Here is a 14,024-nt window from a genome sequence, read left to right as displayed (position 1 = left end):
TCAAGGGGAGACGACTACGGTCATACGAGAAGGACACAAGGATCAATTCGGGGCGTCATCACGGTGACGCGTCGTTTCCCGCGGGTGACGCTCACTCTCAGGTTCTGTCGAACCTGATCGTCCACCTCGTCCTTCGAATTGAAACGGACGATCCGGTCGCCATTGAAGATGATCTTTCCCTTTTGTTTAATCGGCCAACCCTCGAACACGATTACTTCATCGAATTGTTTTCCCTTTGCCTTGTGCATGTTCATCACGACTACGCCTCGCTCCGGTTTCCCGCCGGTGGCCAAGTGATCCCGAACGAACGCTTGGCGGGTTATCTCGAGGCTTTTGCGGTAAGATCCGTTTTGCCTCCAGTCTTCCGACAGGCCGTGGCGAAGTTCCGTGCCGCGTTCAAGGATACGTACGCTGCGGACCTCCGCAGCGATTTCGTTCAGTCTGCTACAGGCACAATTTGCCAGCGCGCTTCTCACGAGCTGCCAATCTGTATCCGGGTTTCCCGTCAATACCAATCCACGCGCACTCTCAAACGCGGCAAGGGTCGCGTTGATAACACTGGTCTTCCTAGGCGGCTTCTGAGCGCGCAAGCTATCCATTAGCTCCTGGTGCGCCTTACGCAGTTTAGCTGCCATCTCTAGCGCGCTTTTTGTGGGTTCGTTGCCGCCTTTGCCCTGGTAGTAATTGCACACGAGTTCGACGAAGTCGCCGAACTGGTGGGAACCCGGGTGCTGCATCAAAAAGGCAACGACTTCCGCGCCAAGAACAGCAGCTTCCATGTCGATGACAGGCGTGTGTCGGATGGCCGTCATGCCACCCGGCGGTTCGCGCAGCATGTCAGAAACCAACCGGGTCATCTTTTTCGTCGGCACCAGGATCGCCAGTGACCAGTCCTTCACGCCAGCAAGTATGAGTCTCTGGCGCGCGCCATATATGGTCGTCACCAGCTTCGACATTGCCAAGTTCGAGAACGCTTCGAATACTTCGAATTCAACCGCTGTATAAGACTGTTGGAAGACCCCTTTCAGGATGTCATTGCCGAACTTAGCGATTTCAGTGCCCGAACTTCGGTGGTTGTCGGTGCTGAGATCGACTTCCGTGGGCGAGAATTCGCCACGGAAATCATCAAGCCGCTTAGGATCGGCTCCGATGAAATCAAAAATGCGCTGCTCTGGATCGGCCAGCGCGATCAGGCGGCAATGACGTCCAAGGGCTTGCACGACTCTCCATTGCCCTGCGTTCGTGTCCTGAAATTCGTCGAGGATGACGCACGGGTACATCGTGGATACCAGCTGCTGCACGCGACTGCTCTGATGAAGCAGGTTTCCAACCAGATCAGCATACAAGTCAAAGCAAACGCGACCTTCCACTCTTGCCAACCGCCACCGTTCCGTCTCCTCGGCTGCCTCACGGGCCGCCTTTTCGCTCTCGGAGGAACCCGGATGGGTATGCCTAACTTCCGAGAGGGCGATCACCTCGGCGGGAGGGGTTAGGATCGTGAGCCGCCGAGGCAAGCCGAGCAGATATCCGTGCGCTTTCAATATCCGCCAGAAAAACGAATGGTATGTCTCGACATCGATACGCCGCTTGATTTCCGGGGCGACATCCTTCTCTGCGTCGATGGCCTCCATCACCCGTGATACTGTCGCCCGAGCGAAACTCAGAAAAAGCACCTTGTGGCCCGATGGCAGTGCGTTGATGATCTGACCGGCCTTCAATATCGATATCGTGGTTTTCCCGGAGCCAGGCCCCCCGGTTACGAGGAGGTGGCCTTTCGAGGCCATGATATCAAGCTGTCCTTTACTCAGCTGCATCTTCAGACACCTCGGGAAGTGGCTGTCCCCAAACTAAGTCGAACAGATCGGGGTCCATGCAGAAGTCTTTGAGCTTAGAGCAGGCGGTCTTCAGCCATTCGGGCATTTCGGCTTCAGAACACTGAGCCAGGAAGTCCGCGATGCTTCCGTCGCCTTTTCCCCAGATGAAGTATTCTTCTAAGGCGGCCTTGGCATCGTCCTCGGGATTGCTGTATTTCTGCTTTAGATGTTGTGGCCAGTCTAACGACACCGCGAAGCGCTTCATGGCCGCGTCCTTCGCTCCGTTAAGGACCATTGCCTCGAAACCCTTTTCATTATGCATCAGTAGGAGTTGCACGTCTTCTACGATGAGCGAAAGGTTTGTGTCATTTTGCTTGTCACAGATCGCATATGTCGCCTTGCCAAGGCCACGGTAAAGCTTCGCCATTCCAGGAATAGCAGTTTCCCCTCCGGCATCAACGATGCAGATGCCAAGCGCTTCCACGGTCGAATATCGTTTCGGGTTTAGCTCCGACAGCCGACGGCATGCCGCAGGAAACGCTGTCGTCTCTGTCGCGCCTTCGGCGATGAGTATCCGACGGGCAAGCAGGCCCTCGCAGAACCGCGTCCTAAATTCCTGCCTGTAGCGCTTCGGCTTGACGTTGTCGGGTAGGGCGACGGTGTTCCTGATCAGTTCCCCCGTTTTCGATCGGCTGAGCACGATTGTCTCTTCAAGTGGAAACTCCTCGAGGACGTAAGGCGAGTGTGAAGTGAAAAGCGCCTGTGACGCCAGCTTTCGGACCTCATGCACGATCCTCTTCTGCGCATAGGGTGGGATAGCCGTCTCCGGTTCCTCCATCGCAAAGATGACATTCTGCTTGCCTTCGGCAATCTGCGATAGCATCGCGAGGACGAGCATATTTATCGTCCCGGTTCCCTGCCGATAAAAAGGGGCGGCATGGTTTCCGTCTCCCGTCGCTATGAAGGCGGTTATGACCTTTCTGAGGTGCTCGCGTGTCAGTGTCGAAACCTTAAGGTGAGGCTCGACGCCCCACTCTTTGGGAACGTATTTCTTCAGAGCATTGTTGATGCTCTCGAGGACCGGCGAAATGCCCAACGTCGGATCGCTCGCGACGGGCAGGTCAGCGAGGGTCGAAAGGGTGTCTTCCCACATCCGAGGACGCACCTCTTTCAATCTTAGAATGATGTCGAGCAGGCTACCACGCTCTAGGCTGAGTGCCCTTGCGCCCGTGCGGAGGGTTCTCAGGTACAGGAAGCCACAGAGTTGCTTGTCTTTCTTTGAGAACGGGACGCCTCGATCAGACTCTTCGAGGCTCCGCGAAAAAAAGGTCTTGCCCTCGAAGTCGTCTTCTTCAGGATCATAATATCCAAGGAACGTTACGCGGATCGCCTCGATGATCGACGAGGTGTCGACCCCTTGGGGATTGGGGACGGCGTAGAAGGTGTTGCTGGCGTTATCCCAGAATTCGACGTAGTCGCCGAAGCGGGCCTTCTGCTCGGGAGAAAGGTCGGCGATCGAGACTTCGATCTCGATCCGCGGAGGCGCTTCCTCGGGATCGCTGGGCGTATCTGGCCCGGGTGCCGCCTTTGGAGCAAGATAGATTCCTCGATAGAAATCGTGCTCGTCGATTGGTGGCTGTCTATTAAGCCGGTCCGGCCCCAGTACGAGGTCCAGCGCTTCCAATATCGTGGTCTTCCCCGTGTTGTTGTCGCCGATGAAAACACCGTGCCGGGGCAGGAGGAGCGTTGCTTCTCGCACCCCTCGAAAATTGCGAATGGATAGACGAGTGACTCGCATATTGAACCTCTTCGATACATCCGCTTATCACGCGACGGTTGAACCTCCGAGCCCCAATGCAGCTTTCGAAGACAAGAATTGAGGATTAGCAGGTGATATCAACATCAATGTTTGCCGCAGGGTCGAAGTTGACGACTTTTTACTACGGCGGCTCATGTGACTTTCTTGACTAGCGGTTCACCGGAAATCTCGGACTTTAGGGAACGTGCCCCATAGTATCGGCTCGCGATAAATACCGGTCATTTACCGCGATACCCTGAAGGTTAATAGCCGCGATTTCTCCTGAGCGCTGTGACGTCCGACAGATGTCTGTTTTTACCATCCACGGTAAATCAATATTTACGGTGTCGCGAGTTTACTTGGTTAAATTCAAACTGGCAAAAACTAGGCTTCAAATGACGATAACTATTGCGTGGGAACGTAAACTCCCCGGTGGGTCAGAGCTCGTGTTCTGCTCCGATAGCCGCTTGTCTGGTGGCGGAAATATAGACGTTTGCCAGAAAGTTTTTCCGCTACCGCGGGAGGATGCCGCAGTCGGCTTTTGTGGAAGTACGCTTTTGGCTTACCCGGTCATTCACCAATTTATCAGCTATGTAAGGCAATACAAAAAAAATATGGATCGCGCCATCGATGGGTCCGAGCTACCACGACGCTTCGCCGCGCTAATAAACAGATTTCTGGAAGCATATATAAACCCAGTTGATTTGAAATCTGAGTTGATGGAAACCTCATTTATTGTCGGAGCTCATTCCTGGATATTGAAGCGACCAGTGATTAGCCGCATCAGGTATGAGAACAGCACAAAGCGCTTTGTCGCCGCTTCAACGCGGTTTCCAAGGAAGCGGAGCGCGACGCTTTACAAAGCTGGCGATTTCGCAGTCATTGGCGACCTGAGACCACAATTTTACCAGCGGCTTGCGCAGCTAATCGACTACGAGAATGCGAGCAAATTTGACATGCAACCATTCAGCGCGCTCACCAGCATGTTGGGTGATACTAATTTGACTGATCGGCATGGTGAATTCAAAGGCCCGATCGGTGGCGCACCTCAACTCATAAAAATTTATCCATTTTTCAGAACATTGGAATTTGGCGTCTACTGGCCCAACAGAGCAACAGGTACCCTGCATTTGAATGGCAGGACATTGTTCGATTACGAAAAGCTCACATTGCCGCAGATCGACGGAACGACCCTCGAGACGTTCTATCCCATGGCTGAGCTGAATAATGCTGACACATGGCCACCTGTGGCTGTCCTCAAGCCTTGACCACATTGAGTGCAAACTGCAGCCAGAGTAATTGGTCGAACCAAATGGGGCCTGTTCTCGCCTATTCCTGGCGGCAACGCGCCGCGTTCTAGATTTCGTAAAGAGCCGTCCTCTCTGATCCGCTCGGGTTTATTGCCCTTGCATGGGCAAATGCCTCAATCTAAAAAATACCTACCATGTGGAGTCCGGCGTTCTTATCGACCTGCACCGGATGGAACGGCCAGAAGTCACGAAGAACAGCGGCGTGTGGGTGGCCATAGCTTTTGTGATCGGGATCCGACGAAAATATACTCGCTTCGGGGTTCAGAAGCGATGCCAAACCCTCGTGCCAATTGCCCTCGGCGCCATGATGCATGACCTGTAGAATGCCCGCACGGTCGAGCCGGCTATAGGGACGATAATGGCTTTCGAAATCGAGCAATTGCTTGCCTGCGCCGATGCTCCCATCACCCGTGTACATCTGCGCGAACCTGATGTTCCCGCCAAATAGCCCGACCGGTTGCGAGGAGCCCAGCCATTTCAACGTCGCCGCAGGATCAACGGGACCTGAATAAACGAAGAGAGAAATCAGGTTACGATCCACCGAACCTCGAAAGACGCTCTCGTAGAGGGCCTTGAGCTTCGCCAGCGTTTTACCGCGGGTAGCCGGCATGTTCAGCATGTCCTGGACGAGCCTCGATGCCCGAGATCTGAATGTCTTCGTGATCTTGGGCAGCATCGAAGCATCGTTGTAAGGTAGGAACTCCCAGAAGAAAGGAACAGATATAGTCCCGCCTCGCTTGAGGTAGCGAACTCTAGCGTGGGCTTGTGCTTGGAACAGTTCGTCTCCTGCATCTTCAGGAGGCTCATCGGGCTCGTATTTTACCCGAAGTTCCTCCGGTCCGTCAGGATCCGGCCGCGGATCCATAGGTGGAGGCGGTGCGCCATCGTCCGGGCCTGAAGGCAATACGAAGATGATTTCACCGATATCGCCTCCATCCAGCCCTTGAAGATAACCTACGGGATCGACGTAGAAAGCAAACTCGGCGTCGTCGGCGGAAAGTCCTTGTTGAAGTGCCAGGACAAGCCGCTGGAGAGGCGAAAGGTAGGGGAGGAGGATCACTCGGATTGGGGACGATCGCACGAGACGCGAAAAGCCGCTAATATGGTCCTTGTCGAAATGCGATAGTACGGCGAGGTCGACTACTGAGACGCCGAGCGACGAGCGTTGCCGATGGGTGTGTGCTATAGCATCCGTGAGCAAACGATCAGCTGACGTGGTGCCGCAATCATAGATCCAGTTGAAGCGCGGACCATTCTCGGTCACGATTGCACCTGTCGAAAACAGGCCCTGACCAACGGGCCACCAGTCGAGGTGCAGGTATCGTGTGCCGTACTGTGCCGATGCAGAAGGTCCAGGATGAGGCACGAACACTGCGGCATCTAGATGCGGCTGGTATCGGCTGACACGCATGTAGGACTGAACGGCCGCTCCAGATGCAGCGGATACCGCCGCGTGAAGGTAGCCGTCACGAATCTGAGCTATCAATCGATGGTTTAGATCACGATCTGGGCGCGTGAAATACGCAAGGATTGCCTGGTTCGTGGGCCGTGGGGTGAGGTTCAACATCCCCTTGATGATGGCGACCTCTGAGATCGATAATGTGTTTGCGGATGCCAATTTTACCCCCGAGTTTCAAGTTTCGCTCTAGCCGATATTGAGTGGTCGATCGGCAGCGCTCCAAAATCGCATAAGCATACTTATGGAGCTAAGTAATTGAATAAAAAGTAAAAATATCCTGGAGACGTCGATAATATCATGAAGCTAACTCTCGATGCCATGATCCCATCGGTTTATCTCGATGACAGCCTTATTGATCGGGTTGTGGTTCAAAGGTTCGGGCCGGATGCAAACGCAGCTTTCGCCAAACCCGTCCAACAAGTTGGTGGAGGCGATAGGATCGGAAGGCCCGATCCTCTATATTCGAGTAGATGCAATCCTTGGGGAACCAAGCTTCTAATGATTGACTTTGCCGCAGTCGAAAGAAACGCGCTGGATGTTTATCTGCCCGCCTCGGTGCGCAGGGTTACAGGGTCGTTTGGAGTCCTACCAGATCAGATCTTCCGGCGTTTCTGGCCGACTATGAAGCTGACGCTGTTGCGATTGGTCCCAAGGGCAACATCGTTGTGGAAGTTGTGGCAAAAGGCAGCCCGACGGCACAAGCAAAGATTCGAAGATTGCGGGAAATTCTGGCGGATCATCCCGACTGGAGGCTTGAGGTCGTTTATGATGGGCAAGCTGAACGGCAGGTCCCGATTGCAAGCGTGCCGGCCATTGAACGTACTGTTGAAGCGTTGAGCAAACTGACTGATCCGCGAGCCTCAATTTTGTTCGCATGGGCATCTCTCGGAGGCATCGCTCGACACTTGGAGCCTAGCGAAACCCTAAAACCACAAACCCCTGGACTTGTGGTTGAACTGCTGGCTACTGGTGGGTTTGTGACGCCAAGCCAAGCAGAAACATTGCGAAATCTCGCTACGATACGCAATCAAGTCATCCATGGGAATGTGGATCTTGAGCCCTCAGTTGATCAACTGCAGAGCCTCATAACGATTACACATGAGCTAGTCTCATTCTTGACGGGTCGGAAGGCCTAGATTCGAGGCGTTGCAAAGACTTAGCACACTTGCGGCGCGGGGTTATCGGTTCGAATCCAATCAAGGCGAAGACGCTGCTCAAGCTGGGCTTCGCGGCCAGCGGCCCGCGGATGCCGTCGTCAGTCAATAGCTGGCTCCTCGACTGAAGACGTATCGTGCTTCAGTCGAAACAGTCAGGAGCTACAAGACTGAGACAGATGTTTGTCCGATGGTGAGTGCGAAATCATCACCAAACACCTCGACAGGCGTCCGGAAGCCAGGGCAAACATCGCCCGCCAGAACTCGGCGCGCCGCCTCTGCTGCCGCAATGGCTGTAAATGTGTAGCCGTTAACCGTGTCCAGTGCCATCCTGACTATCGAACCGTTGTCGGCTTCCACCTCGACACTTGCGTGGTAGCGGTTCGCTTCGCGCTCTGCCACCGTCGGCCCGCTCGTGTTTATCTCGGCGTCTGAAGGAGGGAATGCTCCTTCTGAGATATGTACGTAGGTCTCGATGTCGCTCACGCCTGTCGCATGCTGAATCGTCAGCAGGTCCGGCAATGTCGCGGGAAAGCACGACAGTGGCCCACTCCCAAAATCAAAACTACGGGTTTCCTTAGCGCTTCTTTCAACAAGATGCCCATCGGCCAGCCGAAGCGTCTCCGCGACGATGCTGCGGCTCGCGCTGGCGACCGAGCCCCGGGACATGCCGCCGGCAACATCCAGGGCTATCGCGATCCTTTTCGGGTTGCGAGTGCGCGAGACTGCAAGCGATGCTAGGGTGCCCAGCATGGCCACGCTTCCTCCGCTTCCGGGCATCAGCATCACCCCGGCAGTTCGCGCGGGAGCATCGAGCGCCATCGCTTCCCTGTACGTGTCAAGCTCCGCTGAAAAATCCAGATAATGAACCTTGGCGCGGATCGCAGCGGACATGAGTGGCTCGGCAGAATCCGCGAAGGGTCCTGCGGCATTCAGCAGAACTGCAGTCCCGGCGAGATGGTTCGCCGGATCCGTGCCGTCGTTGAGCGAGAAAAACCTCGTCTCAGCACGAAGCTCGTCGGCCATCTCCTCGATAGCCAACCGGCTACCGGGTCGTCCTGCGAGAATGAGTTCGAGGCCGAGCGCGGCGGCATGCTCTGCCACCATGCGCCCCGTGTATCCGGCCGCGCCGTAAATCATCAGTCTTGTCATCTACATTTCTTTCGTCTTGCTGAGCTATGATGGCGGGCTATTCGAGGTCGGCGTCGATGCGCTCGATCAGTCCCTCGCTGGTTAACTTGATATCGAGCCGCCCGACCTCGTGACCGAAGTCGCCTGTGAAATCGACTCGAAGGCGCGCTGTGAGTGGGCCGAACGCCTCCACCGTCAGGAGACGTGTCACGGTCTTGTATCCCACGAAGAACCGCTCGACGTAGTCGCGAATGCCGTCGTACCCGTCGAAACGTTCTCCGGTGGACGGGTCGTCGATCACCGCGTCCGGTGTGAACAAAACCGTCACCGCGTCGGCATCGAAAGCGTTCGTCGCCTTGATCAGACGTGCGGCCACGGCGTGGAAGTCAGCCTGTCCCTCCATCATCGTCACCTTTCGTGCTGCCAGCTCTTGAAGACGAACTCCAGAGTGTAGCCATCAAGATCGCGGACCTGCGCCGCGAAGTAGCGCGGGTCATAGTGAAGCTGCGGTCCGGGCGCATGGACCGACGTGGCGCCCGCGGCAATCGCCGCGTCGTAGGCAGCGGCGACCGCCGCTTCTGAGCTCGCGACGAAGCCGACATGCACCGCCCCAGGCGAGGGTTCGCCTTGCCGCAGCCAAAAGAACATCCGTCCGCTTGCGCCGAAGCCTTTAAGGTCGGGATGGCCGACGGGGCCGTCCTTTCCATCGTAGTCGTGTCGCTGGGTGATCCCGAGGGGGCGAAGGGTTCTGCTGTAGAACTCGATGGAGCGTTCCGTATCCAGAACCGTCAGAAAGATATGATCAAGCATCGCTGTTCTCCTTCAAATCACGTAGCCGCCGGAAACTTCGATGTCCTGTGCGTTGATCCAGCGGTTCTCGTCAGCCAGGAGACAGGCGACCACACTCCCAACCTCGTCTGGCTCGCCGACGCGTCCCAGCGACGCCATAGCCGCAAGCTTCGCTTCGAATTCCTCGTTCAACCCGCCACCGAGTTCTGTTCGGATCGGCCCTGGAGAAACGGAGTTCGACCGGATCTGTCGTCCACCGAGTTCCTTGGCCAGGTATCGGGTCATTACCGCGAGGCCGCCTTTGAAGGACGCGTATGGAGCCACTCCGGCGAAAGCGACGCGGGTGGTCGCGCTCGTCATGTTCACGATATGCCCGCCATCGGCCATCAGAGGCAGAAGGGTCTGCGTGAGAAAGAACGGTCCCTTGAGGTGCACATTGAACAGACCATCGAACTGATCCTCGGTCACGTCCGCGAGCGGCGTGAACAGCCCATATCCGGCATTGTTGACCAGGAAGTCAAAGTCGCCGCGGCCGAACGTTGCTTGGAGCACTTTCTCTACTTCCTTGCGGAAGGCCGCGAACGAATGGATCTGCGAGACATCCAAGTTTAGGGCGACCGCAGCGCCGCCGGTCTCATTTACAGAAGCGACGACGTCGTTCGCGGCCTCAGGATTGCTGTTGTAGGTCAGGATGACGCCCATGCCCTTCGCTGCGCACATTCGCGCCGTGGCGGCGCCGATCCCACGGCTCCCGCCGGTGACAATAACGATCTTCATGACAACTCTCCAATGTCCGATGCGGATGATGATTTGATAACCGCGGCAGCCACCCACCGCTCACCCGATCCTCTTCGATCATTGCCTATTTCTGCTTTCCACTTGCTCCAACGTTCTGCGCGTGCAATCGTCCCTCCCATGGAACAACAGCTTGAAGAACTCCGACATCTGGCTGCGCGAGCTGAGAACCGCCGAACCGACACCGGGATACCCCGTGTGGCGATGGTGCAAGGAGAGATCCCGGAGCATCAGTTAGCTGCCGTCTACGAACCGATGGTCAATCTGATCCTGACGGGATCGAAGTCCATGACGGTCGGCGACCGGACATTTCACTATGATCCGGCCACCTATTTCGTAATGTCGGTCGACCTGCCGGCCGTGGGCTCGGTCCATCCGGATGAACGTGGCCGACCATACCTCGCGATCAGTCTCACGCTCGATCCGGCAATCGTTGCGAACCTTATCGCTGACCTGCCAAAGCCTGCCGGCGGAACCCTCTACGACTCGGGATTTTCGGTGGCTCCAATAACTCCTGAGCTGCTCGATGCCTGGGTGCGCATGCTTCGTTTGATGGACCGTCCTGACGAGGTCGCCGCCCTGGCACCTGCCTACGAGCGCGAGATCCTGTTCCGTGTTCTGCGGGGGCCGCTCGGCTGGATGCTTCGCGACATTGCGATGCCGGAGACGCCTCTTGCACGCGTCGGCGATGCCATTCGGTGGATCCGGGAAAACTTCGCGAAGCCTCTCCGCGTCGAGGAACTGGCGGAGATGACCGCACTTAGCGTGTCAGCGTTCCATCGCCACTTCAAAGCGGTAACAGCGCTCAGTCCTATCCAGTACCAGAAGCACGTTCGTCTCCTGCATGCGCGTTCCCTGCTGCTCTCCGGGGAAGGCACGGCGACATCGGTGGCATTCGGCGTAGGGTATGAAAGTCCCAATCAGTTCAGTCGGGAGTATGCCCGGCAGTTTGGCCTGCCGCCGCTCAAGGACGCAGCAAGACTGCGGCTGCGGGCAGCCTGACACCTGTCCCCGATCTAGGCGGCGAGAGAAGCTTCGAATTCCTGCTCCAGCGACCGCCCGGCCAACCTAGCGCTGGCGACGAGGCGCTCTGCCGATTGACCAAGGCAGGCGAAGGACGACAGCCCTCGCAGGGTTAGTAGAACATAGTCGGTGATCCGGTCCGCGCCGTCTGGGTTATGCCGGGCGACGTACTCCCGAATGATCGTGCTGGCGGGAGCGGCAAGGGCCGTCGCCATGGCCCTGGCGGTCGGATCGTTCGCGCGCATCCCTTCAGTGATCATGCACCCTCGGCAGGTCTCGTGACGAGAATAGTGCCGAGCGGCCATAACAAGAAGCTCCGTCAGCGCCGCGGCTGGATCGGAGTGTGCCGAAAGGATTTCCTCGACAGGCAGTGAGTGCTGCGAAGCGTAAAGTCGCATCGCTCTGTCGAAGAGCTCTGCCTTGCTTCCGTACGCGGCATAGAGGCTGGGTGGGACAATGCCTAAAGCTGCCGTGAGGTCGGCGACGCCCACCGCGTCGTAACCGCGCTCGTGAAAGAGCCTCTGGGCAATCTGAACGCCATTTTCACGATCAAATGCCGGCCGGCGCTTTCGTGTCCTCTGTTCCATCGACGTCTCCATGTCTGGCTGAAAGACATACACCACCCGTCCTGGCGTGTCGAGATTATAGTGAGCGCTATAAAGTTCTTGCATCGCGCGCCTGATCGAGTTAGGACTTTATATAGCGGTCGCTATAAAATGCCGTTCTCATCACAGGAAAAGGATATCTCATGTCGAAGGGACCTGAAGCCCTCGTTACTCGGCTCGCAGCGGAGTCATCGATCCGCAAGCTCATCGCCTCCTATGTCCACTATCTCGACGAGGGAAATTTCGCGGCCGTCGCGGAACTGCTCCAGCACGCGGAGTTCGACATCGTCGGCAAAGTCGTGTCATCGAAGGAAGGCATCCGAGCATTCCTCGATGCAGGGATCCGCAGGCACTCGGACGGAACCCCTCGCACCTGGCACACCGTCACAAACATACTTGTCGACGTCGATCATTCCGGCCATACGGCTCGGGCGTCCAGCTACTATACAGTCCATCAGCAGCTCGATGGATTTCCGCTGCAGCCGATCGTGACGGGAAAGTATCTCGACCGCTTCGAGCTACATGAGGGGGAATGGAGATTCGTTCACCGCTCCCTGACAGCCCATTCTATCGGCGACATCAGCAACCACGTGATGGGCGAGAACGCGGCATGACGGTGGTTACCCCAGTTGGCCGTCGGCGAACGGCACTCGTTACGGGAGCGAACAAGGGCATCGGCTTCTCGATCGCTCGTGGTCTCGGCCGGCTCGGCTATGAGGTCTGGTTGGGTTCGCGCGACAAGGACAGGGGAGCGGCTGCGGTCGCCGCCCTCCGGGACGAGGGGCTGGCGGTGCACCTCCTCTTGATCGACGTCGCGGAACCGGCAAGTGTCGCGGACGCCGCGGTGGCGTTCGGGCGCCAGTCTGGTCATCTCGATGGCCTTGTCAACAACGCCGGTGTCATTCTGGAACCCGGACATCCGCCCAGCGGTCAGTCGCTCGAGGCTCTGCGAAAGACCTATGACGTTAACGTCTTCGGCCCAGTTCTCGTGACGCAGGCCTTTCTCCCTCTGCTCAAGGCCGCCGAGGGAGCCCGCGTCGTGATGATGAGCAGCGGACTGGGTTCGATCGGGCTCGTGACCAATCCCTCCTCGATCTACTCGACAGCCAATCTTCTCGCGTACAACTCATCCAAGACAGCTTTGAATGCTGTGACAGTCGCCTTCGCGAAGGAGCTCGAATCCTTTGGCATCAAGGTGAACGCGGTCGAGCCGGGGAACGTCGCGACCGACCTCAACGGCCACTCAGGAACACTTTCGCCCGACGAGGGAGCCGCCAGCGCTATCAGGCTGGCAACGATCGACAGCACCGGCCCGACGGCGGGCTTTTTCGGTATCGACGGAGGCGTACAGCCATGGTGAACTCTACCTTTGATATGCGGGACGATGGCGTCGCGGCACGCAAGGTCGCGCTCGTGACCGGGGGGAGCAGCGGTATCGGATTCGCTATCGCGCGAAGGCTGCAGCTCGATGGGATGCAGGTCGTCATCACTGGAAGACGCAGAGACGTCCTTGAAGAGGCTGTCGACAGACTTGGAGGCGACGTCTCGGCCTTCGCGGCTGACGTTTCGAACCTCGCCAGTCTTCAAAGTCTGTTCGACGAAGTCAGATCCCGCTTCGGACGCATCGACGTTCTCGTGGCGAATGCCGGCGGGGGCGTTCATGCACCGCTCGGGCAGATCAAGGAAGCGGACTACGACCAGCAGTTCGACATCAACGTAAAGGGCGTGGTGTTCACGGTCCAGGGAGCTCTTCCACTTCTTGGCAACGGTTCCTCGATCGTAATCGTCGGTTCGACGGCTTCGATCGACCCCGGCCCGACCATGAGCATCTATGGCGCAACGAAGGCGGCGGTCCGAAATCTCGTTCGGAGCTGGATTAGCGATCTGAAGGGTAGCGGCATCCGCATCAACATTGTCAGTCCCGGTCCGACAAACACCCAGTCCCTGCGGGACGGTTTCGGAGAAAACCATGACGCGGGACTTGCGTATCTCCGAGACAGAAGCCCGATCGGCAGGATTGGAGAACCGGAAGAAATTGCGGAGGTGGCGGCGTTTCTCGCAAGCGACAAAGCAAGCTACGTCAATGGGATCGAGCTGTTCGCCGACGGCGGCGCATCGCAGGCATAGGAGCATTGGAATGAGTGAC

At 57.1% G+C, this 14,024-nt stretch carries 13 protein-coding genes and 1 pseudogene; 6 read left to right on the top strand and 8 right to left on the bottom strand.

The genetic code is table 11. The features are described 5' to 3' along the window. Window positions 1-20 precede the first annotated feature (20 nt). Window positions 21-1,814, bottom strand: coding sequence for a UvrD-helicase domain-containing protein (locus ACUTJJ_RS02070; protein ID WP_445541129.1), 1,794 nt, complete (start codon window positions 1,812-1,814; stop codon window positions 21-23). Further along, complete coding sequence (locus ACUTJJ_RS02065; RefSeq protein ID WP_445541128.1) at window positions 1,801-3,612, bottom strand: ATP-dependent nuclease; 1,812 nt, start codon at window positions 3,610-3,612, stop codon at window positions 1,801-1,803. The genes ACUTJJ_RS02070 and ACUTJJ_RS02065 overlap by 14 nt, the downstream gene beginning before the upstream one ends. A 305-nt stretch (window positions 3,613-3,917) precedes the next feature. Here ACUTJJ_RS02065 and ACUTJJ_RS02060 point away from each other — a divergent pair, with 305 nt between their 5' ends. Further along, window positions 3,918-4,880 (top strand): hypothetical protein, encoded by a 963-nt coding sequence (locus ACUTJJ_RS02060; RefSeq protein ID WP_445541127.1) that lies wholly within the window; start codon window positions 3,918-3,920, stop codon window positions 4,878-4,880. A 160-nt stretch (window positions 4,881-5,040) separates the two neighbouring features. Here ACUTJJ_RS02060 and ACUTJJ_RS02055 read toward each other — a convergent pair whose 3' ends face one another. Next, a complete protein-coding gene (locus ACUTJJ_RS02055; RefSeq protein WP_445541126.1) occupies window positions 5,041-6,540 on the bottom strand; it encodes a hypothetical protein in 1,500 nt (499 codons plus the stop codon). 440 nt (window positions 6,541-6,980) lie between these two features. On the opposite strand from ACUTJJ_RS02055, the pseudogene ACUTJJ_RS02050 reads away from it, so the two are divergent. Beyond that, a pseudogene (locus ACUTJJ_RS02050) lies at window positions 6,981-7,517 on the top strand (hypothetical protein); the annotation flags it as partial. A gap of 180 nt (window positions 7,518-7,697) precedes the next feature. Here ACUTJJ_RS02050 and ACUTJJ_RS02045 read toward each other — a convergent pair. From ACUTJJ_RS02045 to ACUTJJ_RS02030, 4 genes are read right to left on the bottom strand one after another with little or no spacing between them, the layout of a single operon-like run. Continuing rightward, window positions 7,698-8,687, bottom strand: coding sequence for a saccharopine dehydrogenase NADP-binding domain-containing protein (locus ACUTJJ_RS02045; RefSeq protein WP_445541125.1), 990 nt, complete (start codon window positions 8,685-8,687; stop codon window positions 7,698-7,700). Window positions 8,688-8,724: 37 nt separating this feature from the next. Further along, window positions 8,725-9,072: a YybH family protein gene (locus tag ACUTJJ_RS02040; protein ID WP_445541124.1), complete on the bottom strand. Its 348-nt coding sequence runs from the start codon at window positions 9,070-9,072 to the stop codon at window positions 8,725-8,727. Window positions 9,073-9,074: 2 nt separating this feature from the next. After that, the gene (locus ACUTJJ_RS02035) at window positions 9,075-9,476 is read right to left on the bottom strand and encodes a VOC family protein (protein ID WP_445541123.1); all 402 of its coding nucleotides are present in this window, start codon (window positions 9,474-9,476) and stop codon (window positions 9,075-9,077) included. A 12-nt stretch (window positions 9,477-9,488) separates the two neighbouring features. Further along, window positions 9,489-10,232, bottom strand: coding sequence for an SDR family NAD(P)-dependent oxidoreductase (locus ACUTJJ_RS02030; protein WP_445541122.1), 744 nt, complete (start codon window positions 10,230-10,232; stop codon window positions 9,489-9,491). Between the two features lie 138 nt (window positions 10,233-10,370). Between ACUTJJ_RS02030 and ACUTJJ_RS02025 the strand changes: the two genes are divergently transcribed. Then, window positions 10,371-11,252: an AraC family transcriptional regulator N-terminal domain-containing protein gene (locus ACUTJJ_RS02025; protein ID WP_445541121.1), complete on the top strand. Its 882-nt coding sequence runs from the start codon at window positions 10,371-10,373 to the stop codon at window positions 11,250-11,252. A 14-nt stretch (window positions 11,253-11,266) separates the two neighbouring features. Here the strand turns inward: ACUTJJ_RS02025 and ACUTJJ_RS02020 are convergent, their stop codons facing one another. Then, the gene (locus ACUTJJ_RS02020; protein WP_445541120.1) at window positions 11,267-11,860 is read right to left on the bottom strand and encodes a TetR/AcrR family transcriptional regulator; all 594 of its coding nucleotides are present in this window, start codon (window positions 11,858-11,860) and stop codon (window positions 11,267-11,269) included. A gap of 161 nt (window positions 11,861-12,021) precedes the next feature. Between ACUTJJ_RS02020 and ACUTJJ_RS02015 the strand changes: the two genes are divergently transcribed. The 3 genes from ACUTJJ_RS02015 to ACUTJJ_RS02005 are packed head-to-tail and all read left to right on the top strand — an operon-like array spanning window position 12,022 to window position 14,005. After that, window positions 12,022-12,492 (top strand): nuclear transport factor 2 family protein, encoded by a 471-nt coding sequence (locus ACUTJJ_RS02015; protein ID WP_445541119.1) that lies wholly within the window; start codon window positions 12,022-12,024, stop codon window positions 12,490-12,492. Beyond that, window positions 12,489-13,238, top strand: a complete 750-nt coding sequence (locus tag ACUTJJ_RS02010; protein ID WP_445541118.1) for an SDR family oxidoreductase — start codon at window positions 12,489-12,491, stop codon at window positions 13,236-13,238. The genes ACUTJJ_RS02015 and ACUTJJ_RS02010 overlap by 4 nt, the downstream gene beginning before the upstream one ends. Further along, entirely contained in the window at window positions 13,232-14,005 is a 774-nt protein-coding gene (locus tag ACUTJJ_RS02005; RefSeq protein WP_445541117.1) for an SDR family NAD(P)-dependent oxidoreductase, read from the top strand. Before ACUTJJ_RS02010 ends, ACUTJJ_RS02005 begins: the two co-directional genes overlap by 7 nt. Window positions 14,006-14,024 lie beyond the last annotated feature (19 nt).

It is taken from the genome of Agrobacterium sp. DKPNP3 (assembly GCF_052686535.1).
Note: the sequence above shows the minus strand (reverse complement) of the source record. Positions and strands in the feature narration are given on the sequence as shown.